Raw genomic sequence first — 15,169 nt, forward strand, 5'->3', positions numbered from 1 at the left:
GCTCAGGCAGGCGTCAGCGACACAGGATGTCGGCCACGCTGTGCGCGGCCACACCGAGGAGCGCCAGCTCTATGGCGGCGCTCGCGGCGGTGGTGTGGCGGTGCGACATGCGGAGAACAATGACCGATGATCGGACACCTGTCAACGAGGGAACCGGCCACCTCGCGACCGCTGCTGTCAATTGCCGGGAAACACCCAGGGGTTGGGGCGGCAGTGAATGTTGTCGATGTCGAGCGACTTCGTCTGCTGCTGCATGATCGGCGCGAGCGCGCCGGGCGTCTGGCAGCTCACGTGGCCGTGGCCGAGCCGGTGCCCGACCTCGTGGTTGATCAGCATCTGGCGGTAGGCGAACATCTGGTCCGCGCCGTAGGTCGGCGAGCCCTGCCCCCAGCGGAAGGCGTTGATCATCACGCGCTCGGTGGAGGCGGAGTCGCAGGAGACGTTGTCGACGGTGGTGTCCAGACCGGACTTCGCGCACCACACGCCGGTGGTCCCGGGACTGGCCAGGGTGATGGCGAAGTCGACCTCGCCGGCCGGTACCCGCTCGAAGGTCATGGCGTCGCCGTGGGACCAGCTGCGCGGGTCGTTGAGGGTGCGCTGTACGGCCTCGGCGAACAGCGCGGGGTCCATGCCGAGCCCCTGCTCCACGTCGACGCGGTAGCGCACCACCTTGCCCTTGCCGGGCGCCTTGGCGACCCCGGGCACGGTGTCGAAGGTGCCCGGCCCGCTGAGCTTGGCGTCGATCGGCAGCTGCTTCTCCATCTGCTGCTCGAAGGTCAACGGCTGCGCGGGCGCGGCGGCTTCGGGGGCCTGCGGGATGGGACGGACGTCCGAACGGGAGGCGTCGTTGCGCCCCCTCGTCGAGCGGTCGGCGCCGTCGTCCCCGGCGGAGAGCGAGCCGGCGACCAGGTCGTGCTCGGTGGCCACCTGCCCGGCGACGACCACGGCAAGCACGGTGGTCACGGCCGCGGCGGCCATTCCGGTGTACGTACGGAACTTCGAGCCGCGGCCGGTGACGGGCCGTTCGGCGTCGGCGTCCTCGGGCTCGGCGGGCTCCACGCCCGCGGCGTCGGCGCCCACGGCCTCGGCGCTCTCGGCGGGACGCGGCGCGGGGACCCGGCGGTGGGAGCCGGTGGAGGTCAGGGGCTCCGGCGCGGGCGCCGCGAAGACCTGCGGGAAACCAACCGCGGGGGTCCCGAAGGCGGGGGTCTCGGTGTCCCGGCGGGGCGTGGCCCGCGGGGCCTGCGTCGCGGTCGCGAGGGAGGCCGCCCCGGGGGTCCCGCGCCAGTCCCCGTACACCTGGCCGGACGCCGGCCCCGGCCCCGCGCCCCAGGCGCCGCCGGTCTCGTACTGCTCGGGGTGCCCGCCGGGCCGCGCCCCGACGGGGGCCGGGCGGACCGGGGGGACGTACCCCTGGTGGATGACGGTGGGTTCGGCGGTGGTGCGCCGACCCTGCGGATCCTCGTACGGTCGGGGGCCCCCGAAGGCCTCGAAGTCGCCCCGGTCCTCGTGGCCCGCGTACGCCTGCGGCCGCCCCGGCGGCGGACCCTGCTCCGAACGGGTCGGGGCAGGGTCCTTGCGACTATGTCGTCCCACGGTCCTCAGCCCTTGCCGTCTTCGGTGTCCCGCTCGGTGTGACGCTCCGTGCGCCGCTCGGCCGCGCAGTCGCGCAGCAGTTCCCGGAAGGCGGTCGCGACCACCTCGGGGTACTCCATCATCGCCACGTGTCCCGCCTCGGGCAGACACAGCAGCCTCGAACCGCCGAAGGCCGAGGCGGCCTTGCGCGCCATACGGTACGACACCAATTGGTCCCGGCCACCGTAGACCAACAGGGTCGGCGCGAGCACCCTTCGCGCCTGGCGCCACAGTCCGTGCTGCCCACCGAGGGTGTAGGCGTCGACGATCCCCCGGGAGGAAAGGCTCAGTGCCTCCCAGAAGTACGGCAGGTTCATCCGCCGTTCCATCTCCTCGACGGCTCCCAGGAATCCCTCGGGCGTCACCCGTGTGGGGTCGCCGTAGCAGAGCGCCGTCACCCCCCGGGTGCGCTGTTCCGCCGTCAGACCCCGGCTCAGGCGCCCGAAGAGGGCGGCCGCGCCCGGTACCGCGAGCAGCGCGGTGGGCACCGCCGAGCGCTGCACGCGCAGCTCCGGCAGGGCGGGCGAGACCAGCGTCAGGGTCCGTACGAGGTCGGGCCGCACGGCGGCGACCCGCGTGGAGACCGCGCCGCCCAGGGAGTTGCCGAACAGGTGGACGGGGCCGCGCCCGGCGGCGTCGAGGTGACGGATCACGGCGCGGGCGAGCCCGCTGATGGAGTAGTCCCGGTCCTCGGGCGGCAGGGACCAGCCGAAGCCGGGCAGGTCGATCGCCTCGCCGTCGACCCCGTCGGCCAGCAACTCCATCAGGGCGGACCAGTTCTGGGAGGAGCCGCCGAGCCCGTGCACGAACAGCGCGGGCGGCAGACCCTCCCCCGCGGCCGGCCGGAAACGTACGTTCAACTCCAGGCCCGGCAGCCGGACCGTGCGCAGCCGCTCTCCTTCGGCCACCCGGGCCGCTCCCACCGGGGAGGTCGGCTCGGCCGTGGACCGCACACCCGGCAGCTCCGTCGAAGACATGGGCCAATGTTACGAGACGATCACGCCGACCCTCCGGACTTCGCTTGTGTTGGCGGTCACAAGACCGTCTGGCGGCGCACCCTCGATCCTCCTAGGCTCATAGGGCAGGACGGCTCACAGGCACGACGAGCGAAGGCGAGGGGAGCGCGATGACGGTCGACCCAGCGGAGCCGGAAACCTTCCGCGACCGGATCGAGGAGGACCTCGACGCGGAGGCGCCGGAAGCGGACGCCGTGGAGCAACGGACCGACCTCCGACCGGAGGAGGACGGACCCGCCGCCACTCTGGAGCCGGGCGAGGCCGACGACGCCGATGCCGCCGACCAGGCCCGCGTGGTCCCCCTCGACGAGGAGGACTACCGCTGACCAGCGCCTCGTGCGGGTCCGTAGCGCGAGAAAACTCGGCTTGAACCCACCAGATCCGGTTACCGAAAAGTACGATGGCGGCGCGGCGCATGGCGCACTGTGTTCTAAGTGAAAGTGGGAGGCGGCGTGACAGCCATCGAGCAGACCGAAGCGGCGCGACCGCGGGGCACGCGACTGCCGCGCCGGGCCCGGCGCAACCAGCTCCTGGGCGCGGCCCAGGAAGTGTTCGTCGCGCAGGGCTACCACGCCGCCGCGATGGACGACATCGCCGAACGCGCCGGAGTCAGCAAGCCGGTGCTCTACCAGCACTTCCCCGGCAAGCTGGACCTCTACCTCGCCCTGCTGGACCAGCACTGCGAGTCCCTGCTGAGCGCCGTGCGCACCGCGCTGGGGTCGACGACCGACAACAAGCTGCGCGTGGCCGCGACGATGGACGCCTACTTCGCGTACGTGGAGGACGAGGGCGGCGCCTTCCGGCTGGTCTTCGAATCCGACCTGACCAACGAGCCCGCCGTGCGCGAGCGCGTCGACCGGGTCTCGCTCCAGTGCGCGGAGGCGATCTCGGACGTCATCGCCGAGGACACCGGCCTGTCGAAGGACGAGTCGATGCTGCTCGCCGTGGGCCTGGGCGGGGTCTCGCAGGTCGTGGCGCGGTACTGGCTGTCCACTTCGAGCCCGGTGCCCCGGAACACGGCGGTAGACCTGCTGACCTCCCTGGCCTGGCGCGGCATCGCCGGTTTCCCGCTGCACGGCTCGGAGGCCTGACGCCCTCCGACGGAGGTCTGACCGGCCGGTGTTCGCTGCCAGCATGTCCGCGGCGAGCCGATCGGTCCCCTCACCGGGCTAATGTGGACCGGGTACGGCGCGGCTGATCGCGCGAACCGGACCGTCGGAGGGACAAAGCCGTGGAGGTCAAGATCGGCGTGCAGCACGCACCCCGGGAGATCGTGCTGGAGAGCGACCTGAGCGCCGAGGAGCTGGAGAGCGTCGTCACCGCCGCGCTGTCCGGCACGTCGCCGCTGCTGAGCCTGACCGACGTCAAGGGCCGCAAGGTCCTGGTGCCGTCCGATCGCCTGTCGTACGTCGACCTGGGCGAGCCGAGCGGTCGCAAGGTCGGTTTCGGAGCAATCTGAGGCACCGGAAGAACCATGTGGGAACGGCCCGGCGGATGCTTCCGCCGGGCCGTTTCCGTTGGTTCCGCTTCGGGTAGGACCGCAGTGACCCGGTTTGCCCACTCGCATGGGAGTCGTCTGATGCTGCTGATGGAGGCGTTCGGTGCCGGTCTGCTGGGCCTCGCCCTGGCGGGCGCGGCGGTCCGGGTACTCGCCAAGCGACTGCCGTCCACCAGAACGGTGCTGGTCAGCGGAGTCTCGGGGGCCCTGTTCGGCGCGTACCTGACGCACACCGCGCTGGGGCCCGGCCACAACACCCTCGCCGCGACCTTGTTGGGCGGGCTGGGCGTGGCGGCCGTGGTGCTCTCGCTGCTGCTGCGGCCGGCGAACGGCTCGGGCAGGAGCCCGCGCCGCCCTCCGTTTTCGCTCCCGTCCCGGGGCTGACCCCCGACGGTGAGGGGCGGGGTGTCCCCACCCCGCCCGACCGCGCGTTACGCGGCGAGCCCCAGGGCCGCCATCCGCTTGGTGTGCGCCTTCGTGATCCGGGTGAACATCTCGCCGACGGCCGCCAGGTCGAAGCCGGCCGCCATCCCGTCCACCCCACCCACCAGCATGGTGGAGAGCGCGTCGCGCTCGGCGACCACGCGCTGCGCCTGCGACAGCGCCTCGCCCATCAGGCGGCGGGCCCACAGCGCGAGCCGCCCGCCGACGCGCGGGTCGGCCTCGATCGCGGCCCGGACCTTCTCCACGGCGAAACCGCCGTGGCCGGTGTCGTCGAGGACGCCGACGACCAGTTCGCGGGTGTCGGTGTCCAGGTGGGTGGCGACCTCGCGGTAGAAGTCGCTGGCGATGGAGTCGCCCACGTACGCCTTGACCAGGCCCTCCAGCCAGTCCGACGGAGCGGTCTGACGATGGAAGTCGTCCACGCCCTTGGCGAAGGGCTCCATCGCGGCGGTCGGCTCGGTGTCGATCGCCGACAGCCGGTCGCGCAGCCGCTCGAAGTGGTGGAATTCGGCGGAGGCCATCTTCGCCAGTTCGGCCTTGTCCCCGAGGGTGGGCGCGAGCTTCGCGTCCTCGGCGAGGCGCTCGAAGGCCGCGAGCTCTCCGTACGCCAGCGCTCCGAGCAGGTCCACGACGGCGGCCCGGTACTGCGGCGAGGCCGAGGCGGTTTCCCAGTCCTGGGCCGCGATGCCCTGCGCCTCGACGGGGGCGTTCTCGTCGGCGGGAGATGCGTTTTCTACGGTCGACATGCTCCGCACAATAGCCCGCCCCATGGCAGCACGAACCACCTGCTCAGTCCACCTAAACGCGCCTACCTGGTGAATTCACCCGACACACCTGCGCGATTCCGGGGTACAGTGGTAATGCGCCTGCCGAATACTCGGCGGGCCGTCCGAATGAGGATGCCCGGTCGGTGGCCCGATCGGCTCCACCCCGACCGCCCTCGGTGCGGTGCGTACGTCCATGCGTACCGCCTCCGCACGAGGGGCCCCCTCAGCGGCAGAAGCGCTTGAGCGAAGGCTAGTGGTCCCGCGCAGCTTCGTATGTACGTAGCAGTACAGCAAGCCCGGCACGGTACGACCCCCCTCGCCGCCTCGCGCCGCGTCTCACAGAAGAGGCAGCACCCTGACTACGTTCCGAGACCTCGGGATCTATCCCGAGACGGCCGAGGCCCTTGAGGCCGTCGGCATCGTGTCCCCCTTCCCGATCCAGGAGATGACCCTCCCCGTCGCCCTTTCCGGCACGGACGTCATCGGCCAGGCCAAGACCGGCACCGGCAAGACGCTGGGCTTCGGCCTCCCCCTGCTGGAGCGCGTCACCGTCCCCGCCGACGTCGAGGCCGGCCGCGCCCGCCCCGACCAGCTGACGGACGCCCCGCAGGCCCTCGTGGTGGTTCCCACCCGCGAGCTGTGCACCCAGGTCACCAACGACCTCCTCACCGCGGGCAAGGTCCGCAACGTCCGCGTCCTCGCCATATACGGCGGCCGCGCGTACGAGCCGCAGGTCGAGGCGCTCAAGAAGGGCGTCGACATCATCGTCGGCACCCCGGGGCGCCTGCTCGACCTGGCCGGCCAGAAGAAGCTCGACCTGTCGCACGTCCGCGCCCTCGTCCTGGACGAGGCCGACGAGATGCTCGACCTGGGCTTCCTGCCGGACGTCGAGCGGATCATGAGCTACCTGCCGCCGAAGCGACAGACGATGCTGTTCTCGGCGACCATGCCGGGCGCGGTCATCGGCCTCGCCCGCCGGTACATGACGCAGCCGACGCACATCCGCGCCGTCTCCGAGGACGGTGAGGGCGCGACCGTCGCCAACACCAAGCAGCACGTCTTCCGTGCGCACAACATGGACAAGCCGGAGCTGGTCTCCCGCATCCTCCAGGCCGAGGGCCGTGGCCTCGCCATGATCTTCTGCCGCACCAAGCGCACGGCGGCCGATATCGCCGAGCAGCTGGAGAAGCGCGGCTTCGCCTCGGGCGCCGTCCACGGCGACCTGGGCCAGGGCGCCCGCGAGCAGGCCCTGCGCGCCTTCCGCAACGGCAAGGTCGACGTGCTGGTGTGCACCGACGTCGCCGCGCGCGGCATCGACGTCGAGGGCGTGACCCACGTCATCAACTACCAGACGCCGGAAGACGAGAAGACCTTCCTGCACCGCGTGGGCCGCACCGGCCGCGCGGGCAAGAAGGGCATCGCCGTCACCCTGGTCGACTGGGACGACATCCCGCGCTGGCAGCTGATCAACAAGGCGCTGGAGCTGGACTTCCACGACCCGGTCGAGACGTACTCCACGTCTCCGCACCTGTACGAGGAAATGAACATCCCGGCCGGCACCAAGGGCATCCTGCCCCGCGGTGAGCGCACCCGGGCCGGCCTGAAGGCCGAGAACCTCGAAGACCTGGGCGAGACCGGTGGGCGTGGTGGCCGTGGTGGCCGCGGCCCCGCCGCCGCCCCGGTGGTGACCGAGGAGCGTCCCGCCCGCACCCGTACGCCGCGCCAGCGTCGCCGCACCCGCGGCGGCTCGGAGTCCGACGCCGAGGGCGTGGGTACCGAGGCCGTGGCCGCCGTCGTGGCTTCGGCCGTCGAGGCTCCGGCCTTCGCGGCCCCGGTCGCGCCCGCCGTGACCGAGTCCGAGGAGTCGCGCCGCCCGCGCCGTCGCCGGACCCGGGTGGCCGCTTCCGCCGCGGTGGCCGAGGCCGCCGTGGTCGAGGCTCCCGTCGCCGTCGCCGCTCCGGTCGTGGCTCCGGTCGTCGTCGAGGTCCCGGCTCCGGCCGTGGCCGAGGAGGCTCCGGTCAAGGCCCGTCGCACCCGCGCCCGCAAGGCCGCCGAGGCCGCCCCGGTGGTCGTCGAGACCGCTCCCGTGGTCGAGGAGGCCCCGGTTCGTCCGCGCCGCGCCCGCCGGATCGTCGCGCCCGCCGTGGACGAGCCCGACTTCCAGATGGCCCCGCTGGTGGAGCCGGTCAACGCCCGCCGCACCAGGGCCCCGCGCAAGGCCGCCCCGGCGCGCGCCGCCGCGGTCGTCGAGGCCCCGGTCGCGATCGCGGTCGCGGTCGCCGAAGAGGCGCCCGTGAAGCCGAAGCGCACCCGGACCCGCAAGGTCGCCGAGGCCGCCCCGGTCGCCGTCGAGGCGGCTGCCGTCGCCGAGGAGGCCCCGGTCAAGGCGCGTCGCACCCGCGCCCGCAAGGTCGTGGAGAGCGCCCCGGAGGCGTAGCCCCCGCAGGCCCGTACGGCGGCCCCGGTCCCCTTTCGAGGGGGCCGGGGCCGTTCGCGTACCCCCCGCGACGCCTCCCCGCGATCCCTCGTCCCCGGGTGTACGGGCCGGTAACCTCGGGCCATGAGCAAGCCGCCGCGCCTCACCCCGCCGCCCGCCGCCCGCGCCCGCCTCCTGGCCACCGCCCGGGGCGCCTTCGCCGTGCACGAGGCCGGCGAGCCCGTGCGCGGGACCGCCCTGTTGGTCCCCGGGTTCACGGGCAGCAAGGAGGACTTCGTCGCCCTGCTGGAGCCCCTCTCCCTCGCCGGCTACCGGGTGGTCGCGGTGGACGGCCGGGGACAGTACGAGAGCCCCGGCCCGCGCGAGGAGGCCGCGTACGGCCTGGAGGAGCTGGCCCGTGACGTCCTCGCGCAGGCCGCCGCGCTCGGCGGTGGCCCACTGCACCTGGTCGGGCACTCCCTGGGCGGGCTGGTCTCCCGCGCCGCCGTCCTGCGCGACCCCGCGCCCTTCGCCTCCCTCACCCTGATGAGCAGCGGCCCCGCCGCCATCGCCGAGGAACAGCAGGCCCGTACGAAGCTGCTGGTGGCGGCGCTGGAGGCGCTGCGGGAGGACATGCCGGCCGTGTGGGCGGCGATGCGGGCCCAGGACGCCCCGCCGCAGGAGGGCGCGGCGCCCGATTCCCCCGAGCTGACGGAGTTCCTGCGCGAGCGCTGGCTGCGCACGGTGCCGGAGCAGTTGATCGCCACCGGGCGCGCGTTGATCTCCGAGCCGGACCGGGTGGCGGAGCTGGCGGCGGTGCCGCTGCCGAAGCTGGTGCTGTCCGGCGAGGTCGACTACGCGTGGCCGGTGCCGCTGCTGGACGAGATGGCGGTTCGCCTGGGTGCCGAGCGGGTAGTGGTGGAGGGCGCGGAGCACTCCCCCAATGCGGAAAATCCGCAGGTCACGGCACATGCACTGGCCGCCTTCTGGGGATCCTCCGCAGGCTAGTCGTTAGGTAGTGAAAAAATTTCCTTAGCGTAGGGAATGTTTGCCCCTTGCGCTTCGTTAACCCTGTGCAAGGAGAAACCGACGAAGGGAGAAGCCGTGCGCTTCGAGATTCTGCGCCTGGACGATGTCGACGGAAGCGCCGTGGACAGCACCGTCGTGGACGCGGCCTCCGTCAACCGGATCGTGCAGCAGGCCGCAGCCGTGGGCCAGCGCATTCTGATCCGACCGGCCGAGACCGCGACCTCCTGACCATCCCGAAACGCCCCCGCACCGAATCGGTCCGGGGGCGTTCGCATGTGCGGGGTCCGGCGGGCTCCGGCGGTGCGGGCTCAGGCGCCGTGGACGACCTGGAGCACGCCGTTGATGATCTGCTGGACGGCGATGGCGGAGAGCATCATGCCCGCGAGCCGGGTGACGAGCACGACGCCGCCGTCCTTGATGACCCGGATGATCACCAGCGAGTAGCGCATGGTGATCCACAGCACCACGTGCATGGCGATGATCGCCGACCACACGGAGAGCTGCCCATCGAAGCCGTCGGCCTTCTGCACGGCCAGGATGACGGACACGATCGCGCCGGGGCCGGCCAGCAGGGGCATGCCCAGCGGGACGAGCGCGACGTTGACGTCCTTGGTCTGCTTGGGCTCGTCGGTCTTGCCGGTGAGCAGGTCCAGCGCGATCAGCAGGAGCAGCAGACCGCCCGCGATCATCAGCGCGGGGACGGAGACGTGCAGGTAGTCCAGGATCTGCTGGCCGCAGATGCCGAAGACGGCGATGACGCCGAAGGCCACGCAGACGGCCTGCCAGGCCATGCGGCGCTGGACCTTCGCGGCGCGACCGGAGGTCAGGGCGAGGAAGATCGGGGTGATTCCCGGGGGATCCATGATCACGAACAGGGTGAGGAAGAGGGAGCCGAAAACGGCGAAGTCGAACACAGTGATGCCTTGCGGGAGAGGGGTGTGGAGAAGAGAAGACGGTGCGGAGCGGCGCTTACGCGCGGACGTCTCCGCCGGCGCCGGGCACGGGGAAGGCGCCGGTCGCGCGGCGCGTGATCTCGCCGTAGATCTCGGGGTCGGTCGTGTAGTCGCCGAGCCGGCAGGTCTTGCGGCTGCCGTGGTAGTCGCTGGAGCCGGTCGTCAGCAGCCCGAGGTCGGCGGCCAGGCCGCGCAGGTGCTCCCGGGTCGCCGGGTCGTGGTCCATGTGGTCGACCTCGATGCCGTCCAGGCCGGCGGCGGCGAGTTCGGCGATCGCCGACTCGGGGACGCAGGTTCCGCGCTTGGCGGCGCCGGGGTGGGCGAAGACCGTGACCCCGCCGGCCGCCTTGACCAGGCGGACGGCGTCGAAGGGGTTCAGCTCGTGCTTCTCGGCGTAGGCCCGGCCGCCGTCGGCGAGCCAGTCCGGGGTGAAGGCGTCGGACACGGTCGGCACGACGCCGAGGTCGACCATGGCGGTGGCGATGTGCGGGCGCCCGACGGAGCCGTCGCCGGCGATCCGGGCGACCTGCTCCCAGGTGACGTCCACGCCGAGCGTGCGGAGCTTGCCGATCATCGCCTTGGCGCGGGGGGTGCGGTCGTCGCGGACCAGCTCGCGCTCGCGGAACAGCTCCGGCTCCTGCGGGTCGAAGAGGTAGGCCAGCATGTGCAGACCGATCCCGTCGAGCCGGCAGGACAGCTCGGCGCCGGTCACGAGCGTGAGCCCGGCCGGCAGCGCGGCGATGGCCTCGGCGTATCCCCCGACGGTGTCGTGGTCGGTCAGCGCGACCACGTCGAGCCCACCGGCGGCGGCGTTGCGCACCAGCTCGGCGGGAGTGTCGGTGCCGTCGGAAGCCGTGGAGTGGGCGTGCAGGTCGATGCGCACAGCCATGCTCCAGGGTTCGGGACGTACGGGGGGACGCTCAAGGGTACCCCCGCCCCGACCGGGCCCTTACGTGTCCCGTACGTGGTCACGGCCTGTCCCGGGTCCGCGACGGGGCGCGTCAGGAGCCCAATATGCGGGGGCTGAGCGCCCCGCAGGGCAGGAGTTCGACCTCGGAGCCCGCGTCGCGGAGGTCCGTCAGGACGAGTTCGTCGTACATCAGGAGCCCCGACTGCTCCGGCCAGACGATGGCCCACAGCCACAGCCCCCTCGCCTCCCCGGCGAAGACGGCCCGGTCGTCGGGGGCGGCGGCGACGTGCCACAGCGGCGTCGGCCGCCCCGCCGCGACGACCTTGGTGTGGGGCGGGGCGGCGACGTTCAGGTACGGGCCCGGGTCGGGGCTGTCGATGCCCGCGAAGCGGGAGCCCAGGCCGACGCCGAGTTCCTCGGCGATCAACACCAGCTCGCCGATGCCGCCCAGCGGCCCGGGGCCCGAGCAGGCCACGGCGGTGGCGCGGCCCCCGGTGCGGTCGTCGCCGGCGGACACGACCCCGGTGAACAGCCACCCCACGGGCAGCGGCCACGGCATCCAGACCGGCACCTTCGCCCGGCCGACCACCACGCCGAGGCCTTCGACGCTGGGTGGGATGACAGGCTGTAGCGGGTGGACGGCGCCGTGTGCCGCGCACTGCCAGGAGTCGGCGAAAAGGCCGGGCGCGCGGACCCGGCCACCGCACTTCGGGCAACTCGGTTCGCCCCTCATAGGAAGCACGCTCCTCCCAGCCCGGCGCCCCGTCAAGGCACGATCACCCGTCCGGATGCCATCCGTACCCAAGGGGGCGCCGCTCAGTCCAGTGCGACGGCCGTACGCAGAGGGTCGCGCAGATCGGTGCCGCGCGCGAGCCAGCGTTCCTGGAGGGCCGGCGCCCCGTGCACCCGCTTCCAGGCGGCCTCGTTCGCCGTCATCGGCAGGAGGGGCAGGAAGCGGACCGGGTCCATGGGCTCGTCCAGCTCCAGGTCCTCGACCAGTCCCCCGGGCTCGGCGACCAGAACCGTGCTGAACGCGGCCCCGTCCCACAGCGGTTCACCCACGTCGAGGGAGGCTCCGGGGGCCACGATCAGGCCCTCGACCATCGGGGAGGCCGCCAGCACCGCGAGCGGGCGCAGCAGTTTGTCGGTGGGGGCGAGGCCGGCCCGTACGGTCAGGACCAGCTCGGCGCGCGGTCCGCGCACCGGGTCGGCGACCACGGCCGTCGGGTCGGTCATCGGGTGTGCGGACATGCCGAGGGTCGCGTACCGGACGAGGTCGCCCTCGGCGAAACGGAGTACCTCGATGCGGTCGGTGCCCAGGAAGGTGACGGAGGCGCGGGCGTCGGGTTCGCCGAACGTGGTGCGCAGCCGGGCTTCGACAAGGGCCAGAATTTCTGCCATGGAGCGAGCATAGAACTCGTATCCGGCGGGTAAAGGGCGGGTCTTGACCATCCGTCGGCTGATAGTGTTGACAGCTGGTCGGGGCCGCGTGCAGAAGCATGTTTCGAGGCCCCGGCGACAGGACGTCCCCCACGGGGGACCGGCCGGAGGAGGTGGGGCTGCCATGGATCGAAGTCGATCGTGCAGTACCGATCGCTCTTCCGCTTCTGTGCCGGGCGACTCCGCCCCCCTTTGATCGTCTGATCAGCAGAAGAGCGACGGCGGAACTTCGTCCTCCCGTCCTGTTTCCCTCCACGGCGCCCGGGTCTGCCCGCCCGTGTCCGATCGAGGGCCTCCCACCCGTACGGCCCGCAGCCGTGCGCGCGAAGGAGCCTGCCATGGCGATGCTGCCCTACCTCCGTGCCGCCGTCCGCCCCGCGCTGCGCCGGTCCACGCCCGTGCAGCCCGGCTACGACACCACCCGCGATCCGTCCGCGAGCAGCGCGGTGGTCGACTGCGCCGTGTACCGCGACGGCCGGCGGGTGCAGGGGCCGCGGTGCCTGTCGCCCCGCGAATCGATGCGACGGGTCCGCGAGGACGGCGGTTTCGCCTGGATCGGGCTGCACGAGCCCACCGAGGCCGAGTTCGCCGGGATCGCCGCCGAGTTCGGGCTGCACCCGCTGGCCGTGGAGGACGCGGTGCACGCGCACCAGCGGCCGAAGCTGGAGCGCTACGACGACACCCTCTTCACCGTCTTCAAGACGATCCACTACGTGGAGCACGCCCAACTCACCGCCACCAGCGAGGTGGTGGAGACCGGCGAGGTGATGTGCTTCACCGGCCCCGACTTCGTGATCACGGTCCGGCACGGCGGTCAGGGCTCCCTCAAGGGACTGCGCCACCGCCTCCAGGACGATCCGGAGCTGCTCTCGCGCGGCCCCTCGGCGGTACTGCACTCGCTCGCCGACCACGTGGTCGACGGGTACATCGCGGTGGCGGCGGCCGTGCAGGACGACATCGACGAGGTGGAGAGCGAGGTCTTCGCCGCTCCCGCCAAGGGGGTCAGCCGGGGCGGTGACGCGGGGCGGATCTACCAGCTCAAGCGCGAGGTGCTGGAGTTCAAGCGGGCGGTGTCCCCGTTGCTGCGGCCGATGGAGCTGCTGAGCGAGCGGCCGATGCGCCTGGTGGACCCGGCCGTCCAGAAGTACTTCCGCGACGTGGCCGACCACCTGGCCCGCGTACACGAGCAGGTCATCGGCTTCGACGAACTGCTGAACTCGATCCTCCAGGCCAATCTGGCGCAGGCGACCGTCGCGCAGAACGAGGACATGCGCAAGATCACCTCCTGGGCGGCGATCATCGCGGTGCCCACGATGATCTGCGGGGTGTACGGGATGAACTTCGAGCACATGCCCGAACTCCACTGGCGGTACGGCTATCCGATGGTGATGGTCACGATCGTCGGCACCTGCCTCACCATCCACCGGGCCCTGCGCCGCCACGGCTGGCTCTAGACCTTCCCCCTCGGATCCTGTCCCCTTCCGGCCCGGCTCCGGACACCGCCAAGGGGGGCCTCGGACGGGTGGCTACCCTGTGCGCATGACTCTCAGCACGCTCGATCTGGCCCTCGTCGAGGAGGCCTCCAAGAAGTCCGGCCTGATCTGGGTCCGCGGCACGGGCGCCGACCGGGCCCTGTGGCACGCCTGGCTGGACGGCGCCGCGCACGTCCTCGGCGACGGTCCCGGCGAGCAGCCCTTCCCGGGACTGGCCGACGGGTCGGCGGCCGAGGTGACCGTACGGAGCAAGGACAAGGGCGGTCGACTGGTCGCCTGGACGGCGGCGGTGCGCGAGCTCGTGCCCGGCAGCGAGCCGTGGGAGGCCGCGGTGGCCGAGCTGAAGGGCAAGCGGCTGAACGCCCCCGACTCGGAGCGGATGACCGAGCGGTGGGCGCGGGAGTGCCGGCTGCTGCGCCTGGAGCCGGTCGCGGTGGCGGACGGGCTGCCGTCGGGCTCCCTGGCCGCGGCGCCCCTGCCCTCCCCGGCGCTGACCCGCGAGCCGGCCCCGGCGGCCCTGCCGAGGCTGCTGCTCAAGCGGAAGAAGCGGGCCCGCTGACCCTTCCGGCTCAGCCCCCGGCCGAGGGGCTCGGGCTCGCGCCCGGGGCGGTGGCGCTCGCCGACGGGGAGGGGGACGCGGAGGGGCCGACGTCCGTACCGGTGCCCGTGCTCCTGCCGGCGCCGGAACCCGTACCGCCGCCCGTACTCGTACCCGAGCCCGTACCGCTGCCCGAGCCGGTGCCCGAGCCCGTCCCGGTTCCGGTGCCGCCGCCCCCCGTGGTCGGGAGCTGCGAGCCCATGTCGACGGTCTGGTCCTGCGCGGGCGCCTCCAGCGGGAAGGTCTTGCCCCACTCCGACAGCTCCACCCGGCCCGCGCCGCCCGCCCGTTCCATCAACAGCGGGTACGGGGTGCCGACCAGGGCCACCGAGAGCTTGCCGCCCTTGCCCCCGTCCGCCGAAACCGGCACCGCCCGGGTGTGGCCGACGCTCGTGTAGGGGCCCTTGGTGAGCTTGCCCTGGAGGCCGAGCAGCCCGTCGAGCAGGACGTGCATGTCGGTGAACCCGCGGAACTGCTTGTAGGAGGGGTCTTCCTCAGGGACCTTCACGTACTTGTCGCCGAGCTTGCCGGCCGAGTCGGACTTGCCCCAGAAGGCCGCGTCGGCCTTCAGGTAGAGCTGTTCGCCGACGCGCAGCAGTTGGAAGGTGTCGGCCTGGGACTTCACCTCGCCGGAGCCGCCGTCCCCCTTCAGCCGCATGTCGAGGGTGAAGGTCTTGCCGCCGGTGACCAGGGTCCCGGACAGGTGCACGGAGTTCGCCGCGCCCGCCGCCGCCTTCGCCTGGCTCTCGATCTTGTCCGCGGCGAGCTTGCCGACCCCGTTCGTCCCCTTGTCGGGGTCCTCCGCGGTCCCGCCGCAGCCCGTCGCTGCCACGGCGAGACCCGCGCACAGGGCGATCAGGGCGGCCCGGCGCAGGCGTACGGCGGGGGTGTAGGCGGTCACGGGCGAGGGCCTCTCGTCGGTGGTCGGCGGCAGCAGGCAGCGTACCCGCCCCTGGTGGCGCCCCTCCGG

17 protein-coding genes and 1 pseudogene are annotated in these 15,169 nt (G+C 72.6%); 9 read left to right on the forward strand and 9 right to left on the reverse strand.

The genetic code is table 11. From position 1 onward, the window contains the following. Positions 1–13 precede the first annotated feature (13 nt). The 3 genes from ACIOD1_RS01740 to ACIOD1_RS01750 all read right to left on the reverse strand — a co-directional run bounded on the left by ACIOD1_RS01740 (position 14) and on the right by ACIOD1_RS01750 (position 2,612). Entirely contained in the window at positions 14–109 is a 96-nt protein-coding gene (locus tag ACIOD1_RS01740) for an Ms4533A family Cys-rich leader peptide (protein ID WP_365617671.1), read from the reverse strand. A 68-nt stretch (positions 110–177) separates the two neighbouring features. Continuing rightward, on the reverse strand, positions 178–1,596 hold the full coding sequence (locus ACIOD1_RS01745) for a DUF3152 domain-containing protein (RefSeq protein WP_365617673.1): 1,419 nt from the start codon (positions 1,594–1,596) through the stop codon (positions 178–180). A gap of 5 nt (positions 1,597–1,601) precedes the next feature. Beyond that, complete coding sequence (locus ACIOD1_RS01750; protein WP_365617675.1) at positions 1,602–2,612, reverse strand: alpha/beta hydrolase; 1,011 nt, start codon at positions 2,610–2,612, stop codon at positions 1,602–1,604. Positions 2,613–2,761: 149 nt separating this feature from the next. Between ACIOD1_RS01750 and ACIOD1_RS01755 the strand changes: the two genes are divergently transcribed. The 4 genes from ACIOD1_RS01755 to ACIOD1_RS01770 all read left to right on the forward strand — a co-directional run bounded on the left by ACIOD1_RS01755 (position 2,762) and on the right by ACIOD1_RS01770 (position 4,533). After that, entirely contained in the window at positions 2,762–2,977 is a 216-nt protein-coding gene (locus ACIOD1_RS01755; RefSeq protein WP_365617677.1) for a hypothetical protein, read from the forward strand. A 126-nt stretch (positions 2,978–3,103) separates the two neighbouring features. Beyond that, complete coding sequence (locus tag ACIOD1_RS01760) at positions 3,104–3,742, forward strand: TetR/AcrR family transcriptional regulator (protein WP_365617679.1); 639 nt, start codon at positions 3,104–3,106, stop codon at positions 3,740–3,742. A 140-nt stretch (positions 3,743–3,882) separates the two neighbouring features. After that, complete coding sequence (locus ACIOD1_RS01765; protein ID WP_365617681.1) at positions 3,883–4,110, forward strand: DUF3107 domain-containing protein; 228 nt, start codon at positions 3,883–3,885, stop codon at positions 4,108–4,110. A 123-nt stretch (positions 4,111–4,233) separates the two neighbouring features. Then, complete coding sequence (locus ACIOD1_RS01770) at positions 4,234–4,533, forward strand: hypothetical protein (RefSeq protein WP_365618038.1); 300 nt, start codon at positions 4,234–4,236, stop codon at positions 4,531–4,533. 47 nt (positions 4,534–4,580) lie between these two features. Here ACIOD1_RS01770 and ACIOD1_RS01775 read toward each other — a convergent pair whose 3' ends face one another. Further along, positions 4,581–5,339, reverse strand: a complete 759-nt coding sequence (locus ACIOD1_RS01775) for a ferritin-like fold-containing protein (RefSeq protein ID WP_365617683.1) — start codon at positions 5,337–5,339, stop codon at positions 4,581–4,583. A gap of 442 nt (positions 5,340–5,781) precedes the next feature. Between ACIOD1_RS01775 and ACIOD1_RS01780 the strand changes: the two genes are divergently transcribed. The 3 genes from ACIOD1_RS01780 to ACIOD1_RS01790 all read left to right on the forward strand — a co-directional run bounded on the left by ACIOD1_RS01780 (position 5,782) and on the right by ACIOD1_RS01790 (position 9,033). Continuing rightward, the gene (locus ACIOD1_RS01780; protein WP_401899584.1) at positions 5,782–7,797 is read left to right on the forward strand and encodes a DEAD/DEAH box helicase; all 2,016 of its coding nucleotides are present in this window, start codon (positions 5,782–5,784) and stop codon (positions 7,795–7,797) included. Between the two features lie 123 nt (positions 7,798–7,920). After that, entirely contained in the window at positions 7,921–8,784 is an 864-nt protein-coding gene (locus ACIOD1_RS01785; protein ID WP_401899585.1) for an alpha/beta fold hydrolase, read from the forward strand. Between the two features lie 96 nt (positions 8,785–8,880). Continuing rightward, positions 8,881–9,033 (forward strand): hypothetical protein, encoded by a 153-nt coding sequence (locus tag ACIOD1_RS01790; protein WP_365617689.1) that lies wholly within the window; start codon positions 8,881–8,883, stop codon positions 9,031–9,033. Between the two features lie 80 nt (positions 9,034–9,113). Here ACIOD1_RS01790 and ACIOD1_RS01795 read toward each other — a convergent pair whose 3' ends face one another. From ACIOD1_RS01795 to ACIOD1_RS01810, 4 genes are all read right to left on the reverse strand, one after another. Next, positions 9,114–9,719: a MarC family protein gene (locus ACIOD1_RS01795; protein WP_365617691.1), complete on the reverse strand. Its 606-nt coding sequence runs from the start codon at positions 9,717–9,719 to the stop codon at positions 9,114–9,116. 55 nt (positions 9,720–9,774) lie between these two features. Then, positions 9,775–10,641: a PHP domain-containing protein gene (locus tag ACIOD1_RS01800; RefSeq protein ID WP_365618040.1), complete on the reverse strand. Its 867-nt coding sequence runs from the start codon at positions 10,639–10,641 to the stop codon at positions 9,775–9,777. 118 nt (positions 10,642–10,759) lie between these two features. Beyond that, entirely contained in the window at positions 10,760–11,401 is a 642-nt protein-coding gene (locus tag ACIOD1_RS01805; RefSeq protein WP_365617692.1) for a DUF6758 family protein, read from the reverse strand. 83 nt (positions 11,402–11,484) lie between these two features. Continuing rightward, the gene (locus ACIOD1_RS01810) at positions 11,485–12,069 is read right to left on the reverse strand and encodes a suppressor of fused domain protein (protein ID WP_365617694.1); all 585 of its coding nucleotides are present in this window, start codon (positions 12,067–12,069) and stop codon (positions 11,485–11,487) included. Between the two features lie 377 nt (positions 12,070–12,446). On the opposite strand from ACIOD1_RS01810, the gene ACIOD1_RS01815 reads away from it, so the two are divergent. Then, positions 12,447–13,562 (forward strand): magnesium and cobalt transport protein CorA, encoded by a 1,116-nt coding sequence (locus tag ACIOD1_RS01815; protein ID WP_365617696.1) that lies wholly within the window; start codon positions 12,447–12,449, stop codon positions 13,560–13,562. Between the two features lie 85 nt (positions 13,563–13,647). Continuing rightward, entirely contained in the window at positions 13,648–14,160 is a 513-nt protein-coding gene (locus ACIOD1_RS01820) for a hypothetical protein (protein ID WP_365617698.1), read from the forward strand. A gap of 211 nt (positions 14,161–14,371) precedes the next feature. Here the strand turns inward: ACIOD1_RS01820 and ACIOD1_RS01825 are convergent. Then, positions 14,372–15,100, reverse strand: a pseudogene (locus tag ACIOD1_RS01825) (hypothetical protein); the annotation flags it as partial. Between the last annotated feature and the right edge of the window lie 69 nt (positions 15,101–15,169).

Origin of the sequence: Streptomyces sp. NPDC088097 (genome assembly GCF_044741845.1) — a bacterium.
GTDB lineage: Bacteria > Actinomycetota > Actinomycetes > Streptomycetales > Streptomycetaceae > Streptomyces.